This is a genomic window from Halorientalis marina (genome assembly GCF_023028345.1).
Taxonomy (GTDB): domain Archaea; phylum Halobacteriota; class Halobacteria; order Halobacteriales; family Haloarculaceae; genus Halorientalis; species Halorientalis marina.
Genome location: NZ_CP095488.1, coordinates 36,953 through 56,260 on the forward strand (window position 1 = coordinate 36,953; position 19,308 = coordinate 56,260).

19 protein-coding genes and 1 pseudogene are annotated in these 19,308 nt (G+C 63.5%); 14 read left to right on the forward strand and 6 right to left on the reverse strand.

Features of this window, described 5'->3' with window-relative positions; translation table 11 throughout:
• Positions 1-36 precede the first annotated feature (36 nt).
• Together MUG96_RS19175 and MUG96_RS19180 are read left to right on the forward strand one after the other, a co-directional pair.
• A complete protein-coding gene (locus MUG96_RS19175; protein WP_246989187.1) occupies positions 37-990 on the forward strand; it encodes an isocitrate lyase/PEP mutase family protein in 954 nt (317 codons plus the stop codon).
• Between the two features lie 109 nt (positions 991-1,099).
• Positions 1,100-2,404 (forward strand): acetamidase/formamidase family protein, encoded by a 1,305-nt coding sequence (locus tag MUG96_RS19180; RefSeq protein WP_246989189.1) that lies wholly within the window; start codon positions 1,100-1,102, stop codon positions 2,402-2,404.
• Between the two features lie 2 nt (positions 2,405-2,406).
• On the opposite strand, the gene MUG96_RS19185 is transcribed toward MUG96_RS19180, so the two are convergent.
• The 3 genes from MUG96_RS19185 to MUG96_RS19195 all read right to left on the reverse strand — a co-directional run bounded on the left by MUG96_RS19185 (position 2,407) and on the right by MUG96_RS19195 (position 5,595).
• Positions 2,407-2,670, reverse strand: coding sequence for a ubiquitin-like small modifier protein 1 (locus tag MUG96_RS19185; RefSeq protein ID WP_246989190.1), 264 nt, complete (start codon positions 2,668-2,670; stop codon positions 2,407-2,409).
• A gap of 138 nt (positions 2,671-2,808) precedes the next feature.
• Positions 2,809-3,225, reverse strand: coding sequence for a hypothetical protein (locus MUG96_RS19190; RefSeq protein ID WP_246989193.1), 417 nt, complete (start codon positions 3,223-3,225; stop codon positions 2,809-2,811).
• 126 nt (positions 3,226-3,351) lie between these two features.
• Positions 3,352-5,595 (reverse strand): histidine kinase N-terminal 7TM domain-containing protein, encoded by a 2,244-nt coding sequence (locus MUG96_RS19195; RefSeq protein WP_246989195.1) that lies wholly within the window; start codon positions 5,593-5,595, stop codon positions 3,352-3,354.
• Positions 5,596-5,802: 207 nt separating this feature from the next.
• Here MUG96_RS19195 and MUG96_RS19200 point away from each other — a divergent pair, with 207 nt between their 5' ends.
• The 4 genes from MUG96_RS19200 (at position 5,803) to MUG96_RS19215 (ending at position 8,646) form a co-directional block, all read left to right on the forward strand.
• Positions 5,803-6,051: a DUF7861 family protein gene (locus MUG96_RS19200; protein ID WP_246989197.1), complete on the forward strand. Its 249-nt coding sequence runs from the start codon at positions 5,803-5,805 to the stop codon at positions 6,049-6,051.
• A gap of 426 nt (positions 6,052-6,477) precedes the next feature.
• Positions 6,478-6,639, forward strand: coding sequence for a hypothetical protein (locus MUG96_RS19205; protein WP_246989199.1), 162 nt, complete (start codon positions 6,478-6,480; stop codon positions 6,637-6,639).
• Between the two features lie 469 nt (positions 6,640-7,108).
• Positions 7,109-8,203, forward strand: a complete 1,095-nt coding sequence (locus tag MUG96_RS19210; RefSeq protein ID WP_246989201.1) for an SPFH domain-containing protein — start codon at positions 7,109-7,111, stop codon at positions 8,201-8,203.
• 194 nt (positions 8,204-8,397) lie between these two features.
• Positions 8,398-8,646: a DUF7861 family protein gene (locus tag MUG96_RS19215; protein WP_246989202.1), complete on the forward strand. Its 249-nt coding sequence runs from the start codon at positions 8,398-8,400 to the stop codon at positions 8,644-8,646.
• Between the two features lie 54 nt (positions 8,647-8,700).
• Here MUG96_RS19215 and MUG96_RS19220 read toward each other — a convergent pair whose 3' ends face one another.
• Both MUG96_RS19220 and MUG96_RS19225 read right to left on the reverse strand, forming a co-directional pair.
• Positions 8,701-9,288, reverse strand: a complete 588-nt coding sequence (locus MUG96_RS19220) for a hypothetical protein (protein ID WP_246989204.1) — start codon at positions 9,286-9,288, stop codon at positions 8,701-8,703.
• A 156-nt stretch (positions 9,289-9,444) separates the two neighbouring features.
• Complete coding sequence (locus tag MUG96_RS19225) at positions 9,445-10,704, reverse strand: saccharopine dehydrogenase family protein (RefSeq protein WP_246989206.1); 1,260 nt, start codon at positions 10,702-10,704, stop codon at positions 9,445-9,447.
• A gap of 350 nt (positions 10,705-11,054) precedes the next feature.
• Here MUG96_RS19225 and MUG96_RS19230 point away from each other — a divergent pair.
• The 3 genes and pseudogenes from MUG96_RS19230 (at position 11,055) to MUG96_RS19240 (ending at position 14,411) form a co-directional block, all read left to right on the forward strand.
• Positions 11,055-12,047: pseudogene (locus MUG96_RS19230) on the forward strand (transposase).
• Positions 12,048-12,252: 205 nt separating this feature from the next.
• Positions 12,253-13,518 carry a P-loop NTPase gene (locus MUG96_RS19235; RefSeq protein WP_246989208.1) on the forward strand — a complete coding sequence of 422 codons (1,266 nt, stop codon included), beginning with the start codon at positions 12,253-12,255 and terminating at the stop codon, positions 13,516-13,518.
• Between the two features lie 110 nt (positions 13,519-13,628).
• A complete protein-coding gene (locus MUG96_RS19240; RefSeq protein ID WP_246989210.1) occupies positions 13,629-14,411 on the forward strand; it encodes an SDR family NAD(P)-dependent oxidoreductase in 783 nt (260 codons plus the stop codon).
• A gap of 479 nt (positions 14,412-14,890) precedes the next feature.
• On the opposite strand, the gene MUG96_RS19245 is transcribed toward MUG96_RS19240, so the two are convergent.
• Entirely contained in the window at positions 14,891-15,406 is a 516-nt protein-coding gene (locus tag MUG96_RS19245; protein WP_246989212.1) for a hypothetical protein, read from the reverse strand.
• Positions 15,407-15,594: 188 nt separating this feature from the next.
• Between MUG96_RS19245 and MUG96_RS19250 the strand changes: the two genes are divergently transcribed.
• The 5 genes from MUG96_RS19250 to MUG96_RS19270 all read left to right on the forward strand — a co-directional run bounded on the left by MUG96_RS19250 (position 15,595) and on the right by MUG96_RS19270 (position 19,187).
• Positions 15,595-15,990, forward strand: a complete 396-nt coding sequence (locus MUG96_RS19250) for a hypothetical protein (protein WP_246989214.1) — start codon at positions 15,595-15,597, stop codon at positions 15,988-15,990.
• Between the two features lie 515 nt (positions 15,991-16,505).
• On the forward strand, positions 16,506-17,186 hold the full coding sequence (locus MUG96_RS19255) for an energy-coupling factor ABC transporter permease (RefSeq protein WP_246989216.1): 681 nt from the start codon (positions 16,506-16,508) through the stop codon (positions 17,184-17,186).
• A complete protein-coding gene (locus tag MUG96_RS19260) occupies positions 17,186-17,509 on the forward strand; it encodes a cobalamin transport operon protein (protein ID WP_246989218.1) in 324 nt (107 codons plus the stop codon). Before MUG96_RS19255 ends, MUG96_RS19260 begins: the two co-directional genes overlap by 1 nt.
• A gap of 2 nt (positions 17,510-17,511) precedes the next feature.
• On the forward strand, positions 17,512-18,324 hold the full coding sequence (locus MUG96_RS19265; RefSeq protein WP_246989220.1) for an energy-coupling factor transporter transmembrane component T family protein: 813 nt from the start codon (positions 17,512-17,514) through the stop codon (positions 18,322-18,324).
• A complete protein-coding gene (locus tag MUG96_RS19270) occupies positions 18,321-19,187 on the forward strand; it encodes an energy-coupling factor ABC transporter ATP-binding protein (RefSeq protein WP_246989222.1) in 867 nt (288 codons plus the stop codon). The genes MUG96_RS19265 and MUG96_RS19270 overlap by 4 nt, the downstream gene beginning before the upstream one ends.
• Positions 19,188-19,308: the final 121 nt, after the last annotated feature.

The following is a 19,308-nucleotide window of genomic DNA, read 5'->3' on the forward strand; positions in this document are numbered from 1 at the left end:
GCGAGCGACACCGGCATCGCAGAACGGAGGGGGGACATGAACGCGACTACGTCGGGGGCCGAACTCCGCGAGCACCTCGGGCGTGAGGAGTTGCTCGTCTGTCCCGGCGTCCACGATCCCCTGACAGCTGCCGTTGCCGACCGGATCGGGTTCGACGCGATCTACATGACCGGCTACGGGACCTCCCTCTCGAAGATCGGCTACCCGGACGCCGGGTTCATGACCATGCCCGAGGTGATCGAGAACGCGGCGAACATCCAGGAACGCATCGGTGTCCCGCTGATCGCCGACGCCGACAACGGGTACGGCAACGCGACCAACGTGATCCGGACGGTCCGCGAGTACATCAAGGCCGGCGTCGGCGCGATCCACATCGAGGACCAGACCTTCCCCAAGCGCTGTGGCCACACGCAAGGGCGGCAGGTGATCCCGAAGGCGGAGGCGGTGGGCAAGGTCGCGGCCGCGGCCGACGTTCGCGACGACCGCGCCCCGGAGTTCGTCATCATCGCGCGCAGTGACGCCCGCGGGACGGGTGACGGCTCGCTCGACGACGCCATCGACCGCGTCAACGCCTACCTCGAGGCCGGCGCCGATATCGGGTTCGTCGAAGGCCCGGCCGACGACGCGGAACTGGCACGGGTCGGGCGCGAGGTCGACGGACCGGTACTGTACAATTTCGTCGGCGAACTCGGCTCCTCGCCGTACGTCGAACTCTCCTCGCTCGAGGAGTGGGGGTTCGACGTGGTGTTGTTCCCCGTCGTGTCGACGCTGTCGACCATCGCGAACGTCCACGCCGACCTCGACACGTTCGCGTCCGATCCCGTCGCCGCGATGCGCGAGGTGGACGAGGAGTTCGCGGCCCAGCCGACCGGCAGCCTCCACGAGTTCTCCGGGTTCCCCGAAGTCGTCGCCTGGGAGGACCAGTATCTGCCCGACGAGGATCGCGATAAATACGAGGGATCACTGGGCGACGATCCGACCGGCGAGTGACCGCGTGTCGCCGTCCAGCGCGAGGGAGAGCGGCGTCCCGCCGGCGACCGCACAGTAGTGTCCATCGCCTGACAGTGTGTTTATGCTCCGGGAAGCCGTATGTTGGCATATGTCACAGCAGGTGCAACAGGAACTGGCGGTCGACCGATTCACACTCGGACTCGTCGGACCGGACCAGGAGTGGGCCGGAACCGTCGCGGACGGTGGGACCGTCCGCACGCACACCCCGCCCGCGTGCTGGGGGCCGATGATCACACCCGAATTCCGTGGTGGGCACGAAGTCACGCGGCCGATTCGCGTCGAGAACGCCGAACCCGGGGACGCGCTGGCCGTCCGCATCAGGGACGTCGAGGTGACCAGCGTCGCGACGAGTACGGGCAGCATGGCCGAACGCGAGGATGCGTTCGGGAGCGACCCGTTCGTCGACCACCGCTGTCCGGAGTGTGGCACCGAATGGCCCGAGACCGTCGTGGAGGGTACCGGCGAGGACGCGATCCGGTGTGCGGAGTGTGGGGCCAACGCCTCGTCCTTCGGTTTCGAGTTCGGCTACACGGTCGCGTTCGACGACGACCGCACCGTGGGGCTGACCGTCGGTCCGGAGGGTGCCGACGCCCTCGCGGAGCGCGCCGACGAGGCGATGGCACTCCCGGACAACTCACGACAGCACCCGATTTTGCTGTACAAGCCGGACGAAATTCCGGGGACACTCGGGCACCTCCGGCCGTTCATCGGCAACATCGGGACGACGCCGTCGGTCGAGTTCCCGGACTCGCACAACGCCGGCGACTTCGGGCAGTTCCTGATCGGCGCCGACCACGACTGGGGCCTTGACGACGAAGCGGCGCTCGGTGCCCGGACTGACGGCCATATGGACTCGAACGACGTGCGCCCCGGGGCGACGCTCATCTGCCCGGTCGAAATCGAGGGCGCTGGCCTCTACGTGGGCGACCTGCACGCCAACCAGGGCGACGGTGAACTCTCCCTGCACACGACCGACGTGAGCGGCCACACCGAACTCGAAGTGGAGGTTATCAAGGACCTCGACATCGACGGGCCGCTGCTGTTGCCCAACGAGTCGGACCTGCCCGACATCGCCAAACCGTACACGGACGCTGAACGCGAGGCCGGCGCGGACCTCGCGGCCGAGCACGACGTCGACGAGGTCGTCGACGCGGCGCCGATCCAGATCGTCGGCTCCGGGGCGACGATCAACGACGCGACCGAGAACGCCTTCGCCCGTGCCGGCACGCTCTTCGACATGACCGAGGGGGAGGTCCGGGCCCGGTGTACGTTCACCGGCGGCGTCGAGATCGCGCGGCTCCCGGGTGTCGTCCAGTTGTCGATGCTCGCCCCGATGGAACTGCTCGAAGACCGCGGCCTCGCCGAGACCGTCCGCCGCCAGTACGACCTCTGACGTCAGCCGCCACGCATCGCCGGGAAAATTCCGAGTTCTGCCCCTGCCGGGACGTGGTCGTCGAAATCGGCGGTGTCGCCGTCGACGGTTACGCGGACGCTCGGCCTGCGCTCGCCGGCGTCGTCGACTAAATGTGACTCTGCGCCCGGATACGCGTCGACGAACGCGTCCAGGACGTCCGCGACCGTGGCATCACCCTCGACGGACACCGCGACGGTCTTCGTCCCGGTCGCCGACCGGAGCGGGCCGTACACAGTCAGTTCCACACGTCCCGGATAGTAGTCCACGCACAAAAAACGCGGTCCGCGGGCGATAGACCGTCCGTCTCGGCGCGTTCCGGACGTCGGTTCCGAGGACGGAACCGGCGCGGCGCGGGGTCGTTGAGCCGAGACGGTCCGAGCGGGTCAGTACGCGGGCGCCGAAGCGGGGTCGAACTGGCTCTGCCGGGCGACGGCGACGGCCTGTGCGACCAGTTGTGTGACCTGATCGTCGAGGTCGGCCTCAGAGATGGCCGGCGACGTGTCCAGGTCCAACCGCTCGGGATCGATGGACATCCCGAGCGGTGGTGTCCCCGGGAACTGGATGGTGACGACACCCGTGAATCCATCCGGCGTGTCGGACAAGTCAGTCCCGGTGTCGACGAACTCGGGGACCAGGGTATCGACCGCCTGACGGAGCCGGTCGGTCGCCTCGCGCAGGCGCCCGAGTTCGGCCGGCGAGAGTTCCTCCCGCGAGGGCCCCTCTGCTCCGGTTGCCGAGCCGCCCGTGTCGACCTCCGGCACGCCCTCATCCAGCACTGACTGGTCTCGGTTACCGTACATCGTGTATCATCAGGAGGGGCTGGACACGAATATCGGTTTGGTCTCCGCCGAAACGAACGACGCCACCGGCCCGCCGGACACCCCCATCGTGGCGGCCACGTGACCGGCTGGTCCAGTGTGGAACGCTCACTTCCTGGGGAAGAACCTGGAGAAGATCTGGTTCTCGGCCTTCCGGAGGTGTTGGTGGACCGTCGCCGACGAGACGTCCATCGACTCGGCCACCTCCTCGGCGGTACTGTCGCGGGGCCACTCGAAGTAGCCCGCCCGGTAGGCGGCTTCGAGGGTCGCTCGCTGGCGCTCGGTGAGCCCCTCCAGGGTCCCGTCGGTGAGCAACTCGTCGTCCATCCCTGGGGGCGTCAACTCCCGTTTCGACCGGAGGTCGGTCGCGGGGAAGGCATCGGTGACGCGTTCGACGACCGTCCGGACGCTGGTATCTGGCGACACTTCAGCGACGAGGCGGCACCGCCCGTCGGTGGCCTCGGCCGACCGGACGTTGGCACCGAACTCGACGAGCGGGCAGCACAGTGATCCGCCGGTCAGCGTCACTTCGACCGTGGCCGAATCGCCGTCGTCGTCGACCGATTCGACCTCGGCCACGCCGTCGTGGTCCGAGACGAACGCCATCACGTCGTCGGTGGTCGCGTCGTCGACGGTGACGTACGCGAGCAGCATCTCCCTCCCACCGGGAACCAGGCCGTCGAGCGTACACGGACCGACCGCCTCCGAGAGCGCGACGAACAGGGCAGCAGGATCGGTCGACTGGAATTCCAGTTCGACCGCCACGTCCGAGACGAGGAGCCGTTCCTGTTCGACGGCATGGATGGCGTGCCCGATGGTCTCGCCCATCTCCGAGAGCACCTCGTGTTCGCGCTCGGTGAACTCCCGCGCGGCCCCGGGTTCGAGCGCGAGGACGCCGTAGACGGTCCGGCCGTACACGAGCGGGATCGTCGCTCCCGCGCCCCCGTCCATCCGTGACGCCGGCCGCGTCGTCTCGGCGGCGGTCGGATTCGAGGCCTCGTCCTCGGCGACGGACAGGGTGACGGAGTCGGGGAGGCTCTCCGCGGAGTCGAGTTGCCGTGGGCCGTCGTCGGAGACGGCCATCCCGACGATCTTCGTCGCCGGGTGCGGGCCCAGACCGAACCAGGCCCCATCGCACGTGTCCGTGGTGACGAGCGTCTCACAGACGGTGCGTGCGATCTCCTCGCGTGACGTCGCACTGACGAGCGTCGCGTTCACGTTCCGGATGACGCTGTTCAGCCGTTCGAGCCGCGCGAGTTCGTCGCGCTGCTGGCGCAGCGTCCGTTCGCGTTTGGCGAGTTCGTCGCGCTGTCGGCGCAGGGTTCGCTCCCGCCAGACTCGGCTGGTCACGTCGTGGAGGAGGATGGTGTAGCCGATGGTCCGGTCCTGCTGGTCGGTGATCGGCGCCGTGGTCACCTCGTAGGTCCGCTGGTCGAGCGTCAGTTCCGCGAACGCGTCCTCGCTGTCCAGGGCCAGGTCGTCCGTATCGAGATGGGCCTGCAACCGGTCGCCGAACAACGCTTCGGGGTCGGTGCCGAAGATGTCCGCGGCCGCGTCGTTGAGATAGATGATGTCCGCCTCTTCCCCGACGATCACGACCCCGTCGTCCAGCCCGGCCAGTGCGGCCTGTTTCCCGAGCTGGCGGGTCGCCGGCAGGATGTCGAACAACCGATACCGGAAGAGCGCGTTCCCGAAGGCGATACCCGTGACGGTGAACGCGTATGGGGTCACGTCGAGACCCGGGATGGGGACCGTGCCGAGCACCGAGAGGACGTTCCCGACGAACGGCGCGGCGATGCCGAGGACTAGCAACACCGCCTGGTCGATGTAGAGGTACTCGGAGACGAGGACCAGCCGGACGAGCAAGACGCCGCCGACCGTGATGAGGACGTAGTTGTACAGCAGGAGGACCCAGAACCACGGCCCGTACTCCTGGACGAGCGTGACGACGCCGCTGGCGACGACCTCCTCGTGTTCGGTCCAGACGAGGTGGTGCAGGGGGTTCGTCTGCACGAGGACGACCGTGCTGACGGGGATGACGAATACCAGCACGGTCGTCAGCGGAGTCAGGACCGACTCGTAGCCGGTGTATTCGAGGATGAACAGAAACAGGAAGCCGGCGACGAGTGGGACGCCGAGCCACTGCAGCCGCTCCCAGAGGAGACGACTCGCGCCGGTCTGTGTGAGCGAGACGGCGTAGCACCCGCTCCAGATCGACATCGAGACCATGGCGGCCGAGAACGGGATCGCACCGGGCTGGTCACGGTGACGCAGGGCATACCGGGCCAGCACGGCCGTCGTGGCCGCCGCTACCGTGAGTAACAGGACGTGAAGCGCCCCTGCACCGAGCATTACGTGTCCTATATAGTTGCAAATCATAAAAATCCGAATACTCATTCGAGTCGACCAGTGCCCCGCTCGAACACGGGGGTGGGGAGCAATCGGGGTCGTGAGGACGCGCCGGGACGCCCGGGGTGTGGGATCTGGATACGTGTTCGGGAATCGACGTGAGCGACCGCTTCTGGAGGTGTTTTGTCCGTCGAGCCCCGAGGATACGTGATGACGAATCACGACCGCATTCACGCGCTGGAGCCGGCACATCACCGTAACCGCTGGTCGGTCGGGACCGTCGAATCGCTCGAACAGCGCGACGGGCACTGCGTGGTCACGGTCACGGACGAAGCGGGCGAGGCGGTCGAACTCGTCGTGACGCTCGCCGTTCGCGACCTGTTCGTGGGGCGGTTGGACATCGGGCAGGGAGATTCGCCTGTCGGCGAGCGGGTCTGGTATCGGCGACACGGTGGGTAGCGGTCCGCAGGGGCAAATCGGACTGTCCGGCTGGATGCTGTGTGTCGCCTGTCAACGCCCACCGCCCCATCATCCGCTGCCGGCCGACCGCAGGGCGGCCGGCAGCCACGGTCTTCCGGCACGGAGAGTAAAATACGAATAGGGGGCCATCCCGGCCTATGACCGAACTGGCGGATTTCGAACAAGGCGACGTGACGACGTTCACCTTCACCACCGCTCTCGACGCTCGCTCGCACTCGTAACGACGACTGACGACCGTACTGTGCTGGTTACGGACGCTCACCGGTCCCCTCGGCGAGTCCGCTCAGAACTTCGTTGCCACTCCGAGGCAGTCCGTACCGGATCGACTGCCGCGGACTCGACCGCACCCGTTCGTGATTAACAATCGTTAAGGTTTTGTACTTCTCCGCCGTTCGAACGCCTGTGATGTCCGGCGAAGGACCGCCTCCGATCGTGCCGTCGATGGAAACAACGGACGAACCACCGGAACAGTCGACGCTCGTCCGCCCGGACGGTGGCTCGCACCCCGACCGCGAGGCACCCGCGGACCGGCCGTTCGGGGCACCCCTCGTACCGGACTGCTCCTGAAGTCCCAGCTGTCGGGACGCATCGTCGGATAGCGTTCCGTTGTCGTTGCTCGTGGCGAGTGGCTCGACTCGGCCGACACGGGTGCTCTGTGGCTCCCTCGGCCCACACAGCGTTACAGCGGAGACGGCGAGCGACACGCTCACGGACGTGACCCTCGGGGACGTCGACGACGTGGTCGAGCGGGAGCGCGCTCACGACCGCCGAGCGGACGATCACCGCCGCGGACGCCCGGTTCCACGACGCCCTCACGCCGAGCGGCGCGTCGGACCGACTGAACGCCTCCACAGGCCCGTCGACCCGTCCCGACACTCCGTGCGGACCGACAGTGTCCGGTCGAGAGCACCGAACCCCACACGCCTTCGACGCTAGGCAGGATGGTGACTGCCGGACTGTCACTCGGATAATAAAAACTCAGGTCTGGGTGAAAATATCCTCGTTTGATACGGTCTCGGGGCGAACTGTGACACCTATGATCCACCCGATTTTACTGCAGATTGGTACTTCCCCGTTCGGGCTCGTCGGCCTCCTGGTACTGGTGCTGGCAGTGGTGACGGTCTGGCAGATGGTGCGGATCGTCGACGCGTACGATAAACAGGCGCTCACCGTCTTCGGTGAGTATCGGGGCTTGCTCGAACCGGGGATCAGTTTCGTCCCACCGTTCGTGTCACGCACGTACACCTTCGATATGCGCACCCAGACGATGGACGTGCCCAGACAGGAGGCGATCACGCGGGACAACTCACCCGTGACGGCGGATGCAGTCGTCTACCTCCGTGTGATGGACGCCAAGAAGGCATTCCTCGAGGTCGAAGACTACAAGACGGCGGTCTCGAACCTCGCTCAGACCACGCTCCGGGCGGTGATCGGCGACATGGAACTGGACGACACGCTGAACAAGCGCCAGGAGATCAACGCCCGCATCCGCAAGGAACTGGACGAACCCACCGACGAGTGGGGGATTCGCGTCGAGTCCGTCGAGGTCCGCGAAGTCAACCCCAGCCAGGATGTCCAGCAGGCGATGGAACAGCAAACCGGCGCGGAGCGACGACGCCGGGCCACGATCCTCGAAGCCCAGGGAGAGCGCCGGAGTGCGGTCGAGAAAGCCGAGGGTGACAAACAGTCCAACATCATCCGCGCACAGGGTGAGAAGCAGTCACAGATTCTGGAAGCCCAGGGTGACGCCATCTCCACCGTGCTGCGGGCGAAATCCGCCGAGTCGATGGGCGAACGCGCCGTCATCGACAAGGGGATGGACACGCTCGAAGCGATGGGTCAGGGCGCGTCGACGACGTTCGTCATCCCCCAGGAACTCACCTCGCTGGTCGGCCGCTACGGCAAGCACCTCACCGGGAGCGACGTCCAGACGAACGGACACCAGCTCGACAGCCTGCAGTTCGACGCCGAGACGCGCGAACTCATCGGGCTCGACGACATCAAAGAGATTCTCGGCGAAATCGACCGGGCCGCCGAGATGGACATCGAGGAGCTGGAAAAACAGGCCAAGGCGGTCAAAGACGGAGCCACGAACGCCGATGGCGCCGACGACGCCGGTGACGGGGCGTGATTTTCGACGGGCGCTCCGGAACGGGCGGGTGGTAGCGACCGAGGGGACGATACACGACGACGACGGCGACCGGTACTGGGCCGAGGTTCTCTACCGCCAGGGAGACACCCGAAGTGTGGGCACTGTTTAGTTTCGGGTTTCTGCAGTTGCCCTCCACCTGTCAACGTTCGTGATTCGAGCCCCGAAGCCACGCAATGACGAATCACGACCGGATTCACGCACGGGAGCCGACGCACCACCGTGACCGCTGGTCGGTCGGAACCATCGAATCGCTCGAACAGCGAGACGGGCACTGCGTGGTCACGGTCACGGACGATGCGGGGGAGACGGTCGAACTCGTCGTGACGCTCGCCGTTCGCGACCTGTTCGTGGGGCGGTTGGACATCGAAGAGGGTGACTCACCCGTCGGCGAGCGGGTCTGGTACCGGAAACACGGCGGGTAACGTCACGTGCTTCAGAACAGGCCCCGAAACAGCGACCGGTGTCGGTTTCGCTCGTCACCCCATCGCGACGGCGATCAGCCGGACGTTCTCCTCGCCACCGTATTCGCCGGCGAGCCGCCGCATCGTGTCGAAGTTCGCCTCCCAACCGTCGGTCTTTGCGTAGGCACGGTCCCGCAACTCCCGCACCAGCGTCACCTCGTCACCGGCATCGAACTCGAAGTAGTCGTCGGTCAGCGTGACCGTCACCGCCTCGCCCGCATTGACGCTGTCCATGTACCCCTCGTTTTCCGCCGCGACCGGGAGTGAGAATCCGCCGACCTTCTTGACGTAGTTCCCCTCGGCGTCGTAGAAACTGGTTCGGGAGTCGATGTCCTCGGCCGTCTCGCTCCAGTCGATCCGTTCGATCTCCCAGAGGCCGATCCAACTGCAGGTCGGCGGCGACTCCAGCAGTCGCCCGAGTTCGTCGCTGAGGTCGTCCGGGAAGCCCCGCTCGCCGGCGATCGGCTCGTAATTGCAGTAGTTGCGCCACCCGAAGAGGCAGGCCATCATCGCGTAGCCGCCGGGGTGTGTGATGTCGGTCTCGATGTACTCCCAGCCGTCGTCGCCACGACACTCGACGAACGGATGCAGCGAGGTACCCATCAGGTGCGTGTAGATTCAGGCCCCAGTACAATGTCCGTTTCGCCAGTCTCGACTGGGCGTAGGCCAGGTATTCGGACGGCTATCCGGCTTTGGCCATCCCGCCGGGAGTCGACGGCAGACCGTCGGACTGCGTTCACTCCGGGAGGGCGACGCGCCTCAGTCTTCGGCCACGCTGGCGCTCGCGGTGAACCCGACGGCTTCGAGTCGGTCGGCCAGCGGCGTGCCGATGGCGGAGGCGGGGGTCAGGACGCCGCCGTCGAACGGCGAGTCGGTGTCGTCTTCCAGCAGGGCCATCGCCGACTCGCCGAGCATGCGCGCGGTGCCGGTGTAGCCGGGGTCGTAGTCGGCACCGACGACGGCGTCGACGGTGAACGGCCCGTCCTCGTTCACGCCGCGACCGCGGGTCCGGATTCGGAAGTGACCCGTCTCCATCTGCTCCTCGCTCGGCCCCTCGCCGGGGTCGGGGAAGACGTACTTCCTGAGCAGGTTCCGCGTCGGTTCGAGCGACATCCCGAGCGTGAACAGGCCCAGGCCGCCGGCGACCAGGCCCGCCGTGGCGGCACCGCCGAGTCCGTCGCCGGTCACCGTGACCTCGGAACAGCGGAACTCGCGGCCCCAGGGATAGTCCAGCAGCGCGTTGCTCCGCCGGACCACCCGCTCGTTGATGGCCGCCATCGGCGACGGCGCCGTCCAACTGGAGCGGAGCGGGTCTTTCCGCGGGAGGCGCTGCTCGCCGGGGTCGACGCCCTCGCGTTCGCCAGGTGGGGCCAGCGAGTAGGGGTTCCCGAGCACCTTTCGCACCTCGGGGTCTTCGGAGGCGGCCGCGAACAGCTCGGCGGCGCTGGCGAGCGTGCCACCGCTCACGCCGCCGCTGGCGCGCTCGACGTAGATACGGGCCTCGTGACACGGCCCCCCGAACTCCTCGATTGCGAACGTCTGTGCGAGCAGCGTCCCCAGGTCCGCGGGGACGGAGTCGTACCCGCAACTGTGGACGATGCGTGCCTCGGCGTCGACCGCGGCGTCGTGGTACTCGTCGACGATCTCCCGCGCCCAGTTCACCTCGCCGGTCAGGTCACAGTAGTCGGTGCCGTGCTCGACACAGGCGTCGACCAGCGGCGTCCCGTACTTCGTGTACGGGCCGACGGTCGTACAGACGACCTCCGTGTTCGCCGCGAGGTCCCGGAGACTCTCGGGGTCGGTCGCGTCGCCGAGGACGATAGGGAGGTCGTCCCACTCGTCGCTGTCGGCGGTCAGGTCGGCCGCGACCCCGTCGAGTTTCGCCTGATTGCGCCCGCCGATGGCGAGTGCGAGGTCCTCGGGCGTGTACTGTTCGGTGAGAAACTCCGTGACGAGGCGGCCGGCGACCCCGGTCGCCCCCCACACGACGATATCGTGCACTCGGTCTGTCTCACTCATAAGACCAACTTCGGCTGCGAGTGTCTCAACCCTTGCCTTTCCGGGACGCGTGCTGTCGTCGCGACCGCCACGACGGAGCCCGGGCGGTACCCGGAAGCACACGAACGTCCCGGCGCACGGTGACCGCGAATGCCGAGCCGGGCGCCAGGGTCTGTCGAGAGCCCTCACTGAACGATCGTGAGACGGTATCGCATCCGAGTACGTCGGGACCTATACGCGCTCGCAGACGACACCTCATGATCCGCCGTCGTGCGATTCGACTGTCGACGGGCAGTCCTTCGCTCTAGCTTTGCTTGAGGGTATCATAGAACGGTTATCACACCAAGAAGCAGGGTGAACGCTGAGGTGGTATGAGTTCAGCGACCCTGTAAGATGAGCCTTCGGTAGAGACGTTCTTCAATGTCGCGGAGACCGAGACGTTAGCGTTGTTTGAGCATCTCTCCCTCGAGTTTCTCGAAGAGTTCGACGTGTTCGCCCCGGCGCAGACGGGGCGAACACGAGAGCATGAACCACCAGAGCTGATGCGTGGGTTCCTCCACTGCTACTGCCACGACATCTACGGCATCCGTCCCGTTGAACGAGAGCTCCGGAACACGGTCGTCTGGCTGAGCTGTGGCTTCGATCGACCGCCGTCGAGAGACGCGGTCGATCGTTTCCTCACCGACCTCGAACACGTCGTTGACAATGTCTTCGACCGACTCGTCGAGCAGGCCGCCCGCTGCGGCCTGCTCGACTTGACCTACTGCATCGATTCAACCGACGTGAGAGCGATGCCCGCCGACCAAGACGCCTCGAAGTGCTACGATCCAACCGCCGACGAGTACTACCACGAATACGGCTGTACGATCGTCTCGACCGGATCAAAGATCCCGATAGCAGCAGAGTTCACAGAGAGTAAGCAAGCGCCAGAGGAGACGGCGAGCGCGTCACGCGTGACGCGCATCGCCGTCGCCCAGCCGATATAGATGGTCGGTGACAGCGCCTACGACACGCTCGACTGGCACGACCACCTGTTAGCCGCAGGGGTCGTGCCAGTCACTCCCTACGACGCGCGAAACACCGACGACCCGAAAGACATCGAGTACAGGGTCGAAGACCGCATCGAACAACACAGCGAAGACGTTCAGCTGAAACAATCCACGTTGGATGAGACGTACAACCGCCGTACTGGAGTCGAACGAACCAATGAATCAGTGAAAGACTGCGGCCTCGGGCGAACGCACGCCCGAGGCCGCGTCCACGCACGAGCGCAGGTGTTCCTCGTCCTGTGCCTTCGCCTCGTCGTCGCTATCACCAACTACGAACGTAGAGACAATCCGGGAAGCACGATCATCACGGTGTGAGGAGAGTTCTATGACACCCTCAAGCAGCTGTTACGCCGGAAATCGGTCTCTGTAATGGGAGAACGGGCACTGACCGTTTTCGAATCCCCTCTAACAGCCGTGTATATAATTTGTAATTGAGGATCCAGACGCGGCGCAAGCCGTGATTACAGCGGTTTCGGGTTCTGAAACGTGGTTCCCCTTCTTGATACTGGAGAACGTGTCAATGAGTGATATGAAAAACGGTGTGTTCACCGTTGCAGGCAGTAAGGGTGGCGTCGGCAAAACGACGACCACGATCAACCTCGCGGCCACGCTCGCGGGCGGTGGGAGTGACGTTATCGTGATCGAATTGGATCTTGCGATGGCCAATATCGTCGATTTCGTTGACTTGGAAACAGAGCTCACCGCCAAACCCACGCTTCACGATGTGTTAGCCGACGATACGGCCGTCTTCGACGCGATTCGTGAGGCCCCTGGCGGGTTCGACCTGCTCCCGAGCGGTGTTGAACTCGACGGCTTCGCAGACGTCGATGTCACCCGGTTAGAATGGGTCCTCGACGCACTTGAGTCACCGTACGATGTGATCCTCCTGGACACGGGCGCAGGCGTGAGTGAGGAAACGGTCTTCCCGCTGAGCGTGGCCGATGGGGTCATTCTCGTCTCGACGCCGCGGGCTGCGGCCGTGCGCGACACGAAAAAGACCAAGCGACTGGCCACCGACGCCGGCACGGACGTCGTCGGCGTCGTGTTCACGCGGTCTGGCACAGGCACGTCGCCGCCCCCGGCCCGTCTCGCGGAGTTTCTCGACGTCGAGTTCCTGGGACACGTGCCACGCGATGACGCCGTGCCCCGCGCGCAGGATGCCGGCGAACCCGTTCCGCGTCACGCTCCTGAAAGCGACGCCGCACACGCCTATCACGAGGTTGCGACCACCGCGTTCGACCTCCCCACCCAGCCGGCCGGCACCGGTCACAGTGACGATGGCGCTGCTGCCGATGCGGACAGCCACTCACCACAGGCCCAGTCTTCCGGCCCCGTGGACGCTACCAATAGTGAGGCACCTGAGGCGACTATCGGGTCCGTGCTGGAGACCCCGTTATCGCGTTCGGATGCACGCACCGACGGACTCGGCAGCGACGAGTCCGAGCCGGCGACGCCAGTTCAGGCGGCCATCGATCACCAGGCCCAGTCGCTACAATCCAGGACAGGTGCGGACACCGCCGCAACCGGGACCACAGAACGCGGGACCGAGTACAGCGCTGAAACTGATCAGGACGATTCTGCAACTGAGTCCGACCAGGACGCTACGACCGAACAGTCTGAGACGGGGAAAGACGACGAGCAGCAGACGAGTTCTGAACAGGGCGACGCAGAGCACGCAGCGGCGAATGCGGACCCAGCCGACGAATCGGAATCGGACCAGCACGGCCAGCAATCTCTAGCCAGTCGAGCGAAGCGGTTCGTGACGACTCGGCTCGGCTCAGAGTAAGCGCGGGAACAGCCCTCTGAGTAGCACCGACCCGCCCTCCCAACCGACCCCCCTCACCGACTCACCAACCCACACAGATGTTCGCCGCCAACACGCCGACACGAAGAACCATGCAGGACAAACAGACACCGTCACGAGTGACCGGCGCGAGCTCGGGCAACGGGCGAGCAATCGCAACATCGTTCGCTGACGAAGGTGCTGCCGTCGTGTGTGCGGACCTCATCGAGAAGCCGAGGGACGAGGGATACGAGGACCAGATTGACACAGCGACACACGAACTGATCGAAGAGCGCGGCGGGGATGCGGTCTTCGCTGAATGTGACGTGACCGACCGGGAGCAGGTGCGGTCCGTGATAGATGCCGCCGTCGAGGAATTCGGACACCTCGATATCGTCGTGAACAACGCAGGGATTTTCACCCGGTACGTCGACATCACCGAGACGACGCACGAGGAGTGGGACCAGACCATCGGTGTCAATCTGACCGGAGTCTGGAACGGGACCAAGGAAGGGGTCGAGCAGATGATCGAACAGGGCCACGGCGGGCGCGTAATCAACGTCGCGTCGGTCGGGGGCCTCGTCGGCCTGGAGAACGAACCCGCGTACTCGGCTTCGAAGGGCGGCGTCGTGAACTTCACCCGAGCAGCCGCACTCGACTGTGCAGAGCACGAAATCAATGTCAATGCGGTCTGTCCTGGCTGGATATCGACTGCGATGACACGGGAGTACCTGGAAGATCAGGAATTCATGGCAGAACTCGAAGATGCGACACCCTGGCCACGGTTAGGTGAGCCCGACGACGTTGCAGACGCGTGTACGTTCCTCGCTGGGCCTCGAGCCGAGTGGATTACTGGGCACTCTCTGGCCGTCGATGGAGGGTATACAGCACAGTGACACTCCCCCCTGGCATGACTGCTGCGGACACTCTCTGACGTCCCAGCCACTTCTTTTGCTGCCGACATTTTCACTATGTAGCACGGCGGTCCTGGATCTCAACGGAAATTGGCAGAACCGACAGCGGTACGTTGGCATCCACACTGAGCAGGTGATTCACCGGTAGCGGCTTGAAACCAGCTGTGGCTGAGTGCTCCATAGACTCGCTGAACCAACCGAGTCGATTACAAAATTTCTGACACCGGTGGGGGTTGGGTAGAGTTGCTGACTACATCTTCTGTATGCAGCAGCGCTCTGATAACATCAACGCGAACTGGTAGAAGCTACAGCGGTAGGTTGGCAGTCTGCACTGAGCAGTTCAAGTTGGTGAAGTCGTTAGCCGAACTGGTGTCCAATACGCGCGTCAGGTGTAGCAAGGCATTCCGCTCCGAATTCGTTCTCGCCGACTGGGAATGTCGCGTAGAATATCGGCTGTCGGCTTAGTGCGCGGTAAATATCCCCAGGCTACCATCGTTTTCAATCAACACCTCCACGCCCACAGAGGTATCATCAGAGCCAGGAAGATCGACTGCATGCCACGTATCGGACGGAGAGAGCCTCGCACGAATGACGAAGTCACCCGCTGTGTCGAGCCACGGTCCTTCGATCGTAGCGCTATCGTACTCTCCCTCAGAGAGGGCCGCGAGTTCGACAGTTTCGTCCGCAACGATTTCTCCGTCTTTTTCGACCTCAACTGAGACATCGTGCCGTGACCCGTCGAGATTAACGACTTCGATGAACTCTATGCGGAGTTCTTGTGAAGATCGTAATCGGCTGCAACCAGCCGTGCTCACAGCTACTGTAGCGACTATCGCGGCGAGGATTTGACGTCGGAGGGCCATCGGTATCTGTGGGATCTGGTCCAGCCACTCATATTGTTTCATATCCCAAATTATCGGTCCGGTATCTGTTTCAACAGTTTCAACCGTGACTGATATGCGCGTTCCGTCTTGCACGAGACAATCAGATAGTAATCTGATCTGATGATCCTCCAACTGTTGGATGTAGAGCGGAGAGTCAACAGCGCCCCCCGTTCACGCGAAATTACGCTGTATCAAGACAGCTGTCCAGTAAGTGCGCGTGTGGCTCAAACCAAGATTGTAGCGTTCCGCGATTTTTTGGGTTGGACGAACGTCGGAATCGTATGAAGCGTCGTACGTGTCTCGGTCTCTGCGCTGGGGTCCTTTCGAGTGGGTGTCTCGGCCAGACAGACCAGCCGACGACGAACATTGCCTGGATACACCTCAGGAATAATCGCGACCAAGCCCGTGACGTCACTGTCGGTATCGAGCGAAACGGCGGGGAGGTCTTCAGAGAGACCTACCAACTCGGGACCAGCGGTGAGCGATCAACACGCAGAATAGACGACCCCGTGAACGGAGCGGGACACTACACGGTGTATTTCGATATCGGCGATCAAGTGGTTCACCTCCACCCCTCGGAATATGCAGACGTACCCGAGCCGTGTGTCGGTATTCAGTACGCGTTTCATGAGCAAGAGACGACGGAATTCGAACTCAAGCGCATGGGCGAGTGTTAAGTCTCCCTCAGTCCGTGACGTCGAGTCCGGGTGGGTCACCTGACCGACTCGCGCCCTGTATTCAGCACGCCGCTCAGAAGGTGTCGACTGTCTGTATTGTCCCGCCGTCCACCTTGGGAACGTGTCTGCTGACGGGGTCCCGTTCAGACTACTATACTGGTGGCCAGAAGTAATCGGATATTCACCCAGAGAGGCCCCGTTTAGAAGAGTCGAGACGGTTATTCTACCAAGATGCCGCGTGAAGACTTCTGGCTGTTAGTATAGTAGATGCAGTAGTGCCTCTGCAGGCCCCGGTTCGACTGTCGAACGAGTCGTCTTTTGAGGCGTGAAACGGCCGAATTCAGCGTTCTGAACTGCGAGAATTCCGCCCTCACTCCCCGACCAAAATTGTGGGAGTGACCGTTGACCTGCGGTGTCGTCACCTGAGAGTGTGGAGGTTCTTCATCGATTGTATTAACAACAGAGTATATTCGAATAGCCAAATTTATTATCTTGCTCTATAGTCTTAATAACCGATGGCACACATACACCTTGGAGAAGGCTCGTTTCCGCTGTGGGCGCTGGCCCTCTGGACTGCTCTCGGCACCGTACTGATTAGTACGGTCGTATATCGTGTACGGAAGGGCGGTATCGAGACCCACCAGATCGCACTTGCAGGAATCGCTGCAGCGGCGAGTTTCGCAATATTTCAGCTGAACATTCCCGTGTGGGGCGGTATTCACATGAATCTCACCGGCCTCGTCGGTATCTTGGCTGGTCCCCTACTCGGGGCACTCATCGCACTGGTCGTGAACATCTTCTCAGCAGCACTCGGCCACGGTGCCGTCGGACTCCTCGGAGCGAACACCCTGGTCAACGCTTCGGAAGCGATCGTCGCCTACTACGCCTTCCGGACGCTGGTCCGGATGGATTGGGACGTGTTCCCGGCGGGTGCGAGTGCGGCGACGCTCGGACTGTCGGCCGGTGCAATCCTGATGGGCGCGATCATCGTCATCAGCGGCGTCAACGGAAGCGCGCTCCCCCGAGCCGACCTGACGGTCGCCGTCGCCGGACTCGTCGGCCTGAATCTCGGCGTCGCAGTGATCGAGGGAATCCTCACCGGCTTCATCGTTCAATTCCTCGTGTCTGTCCGGCCGGACCTGGTCGGACTCGTCGGCAGCGTGGGGAGTGGGGAATCCTCGGGGGTGACGGCCTGATGGACCGCTGGAAGCAGTACGGCGGCCTCCTCGGACTGCTGGCGGTCTGCTTCGGTGCGGGATTGTGGGGGTTCACCTCGACCGGCGGAGCGCTCCCGTGGGCCAAGCGATCCGCACAGACACTCCAACGGGGGGTCCAGGAGAGCAGTGGGGCACTCATAGATGTTGGTCGGGGAATCGTCGTCGCTGGCCCCATTCGAAAAGGCGGGATGATGCTCGAATTCACCGGACTCGTCGTCCTCCTCGCCCTCGTCGGAGTCGGACTGTACGTCTACGCAGACCGATACAAAGGCCTCGAAGAGCAGGAACGCGCGGCAAAATAACCGTGACGACGCTCTCGAACCACGTTCCCGACCCCCGACTCATCACGGCCTACGCTGAGCAGCGCAGCAGCTTACTGCACCGCGTGAACCCGTGGACGAAACTCGGCATCGTCGGTGCGCTCGTCCTTGCAGTCACAGTACTCGATAACGTGGCACTGCTGGCTGCCCTGTACGGTGTAGTCCTGCTAGTATACGGACTCGCCGACCTCCCGTTCAGACGGCTGGTGGGCTGGTACACGTTGCCGCTGCTGTTCATTATCTCCGTCGCAGGACCGCTAGCGTTCCTGGAACCTGGAGTACCGATTGGCGGGGCTCTCACGACACCCATCGGTGAGGTCTCGATCACGTGGACGGGTCTCGGGCTGTTCGCCGAGCTTAGTTTCAGGTCGCTGATCGTCGTCACGTTCACTTTGACGGCCACGATGACGACGAAGTACACGGAATCCGCCTACATTCTCGGCCGTGTACTCCCACGGCCAGTTGACCAAGTCGCGCTGCTCACGTACCGCTTCACTTTCGTGATGGTCGAGGTGCTGGAGGACCTGGTGAAGGCTGCACTTGCCCGTGGTGCGAACCTCTCGGATTTCCGGTCGAACAAGCGTCTATACGCTCGAATGCTCGGGATGACGATGTTGTCTGCAATCGAGCAGTCCGAGCGACTCGTCAAGTCGATGGAAGCACGCGGCTACGATGGCGATATTACCCTCTATGGTGATGTCCCGCGGCCGCCTATCCACGAGGTTCTCGTCGTCGTTGGATCGTACGCAGCGACCATCGGCTATGCAGCAGTCGTGGCGTACGGGGTGGCCGTATGAGCCGGAACGCATCACCACTCGTCTCTCTACAATGTGAGGCACACACCTATCCTGATGGAACTGTCGGGATGCACGAAGTCGAGTTCGAGGTCTATCCTGACGAGGTAGTCGCACTTGTCGGTGGCAACGGCGCGGGGAAATCGACGCTGCTCGAACACCTGAACGCGACGCTCGTACCCGACGACGGTGACCTCGTGGTCGATGGGGTTTCGATCACCGAGGACAACAAAGCACACGCCAGAAAGGAAGTCGGATTCGTCTTCCAGGATGCCGACACGCAACTCGTCGCACCGACTGTTCTGGACGACGTGATGTTCGGACTTCAGAACTATGGTATCTCGGGGAAAGAGGCCGAGGAACGTGCTCGTGAAGCCCTCGCCACCGTTGACGCCGGCCATCTTGAAGACCGGATCCCACACTATCTGAGCGGCGGTGAGAAACGACTCGTTGGGTTGGCCGGAGTGCTGGTCCTGGAACCGAGCGTGATCGTTCTCGACGAACCGCTGGCCGGATTGGACCCCGAGCGTTCACGACTGGTCGCTGACCGCATCGAACAGGTCCACGAAGCGGGAGTGAGTGTTGTCCTTTCGACGCACGACCTCGAATTCGCGGCCGAAGTGAGCGACCGCGTCTGCGTGATGGCCGACGGAAATATAATCGGCGGTGGCACCCCGCGCGAGGTGTTCTACGACGATGCGCTGTTAGACGAAGCGAATCTGCATCCACCAAGTCCTGTTCGCGTGGTTCGGGGTGCAGGGTTAGATTCGAGTGCTCGACCGATCACTGAGAGGGAGCTTGAAACGCTTCTCGCAAACCAGTCCCGGGTTGGGGGTGTTTCCTCCACCGGAAAGCGCTCGGACTGATCATAGCTAGTACGACGATCGAGAGAGATACGACCATTTCGGTCAAGATCACTCCGTCCAGAACAGACTACATTCGGGATGTGGGCTCTGGCAATATTTCAGTAGCAACAGGTGAATGTCA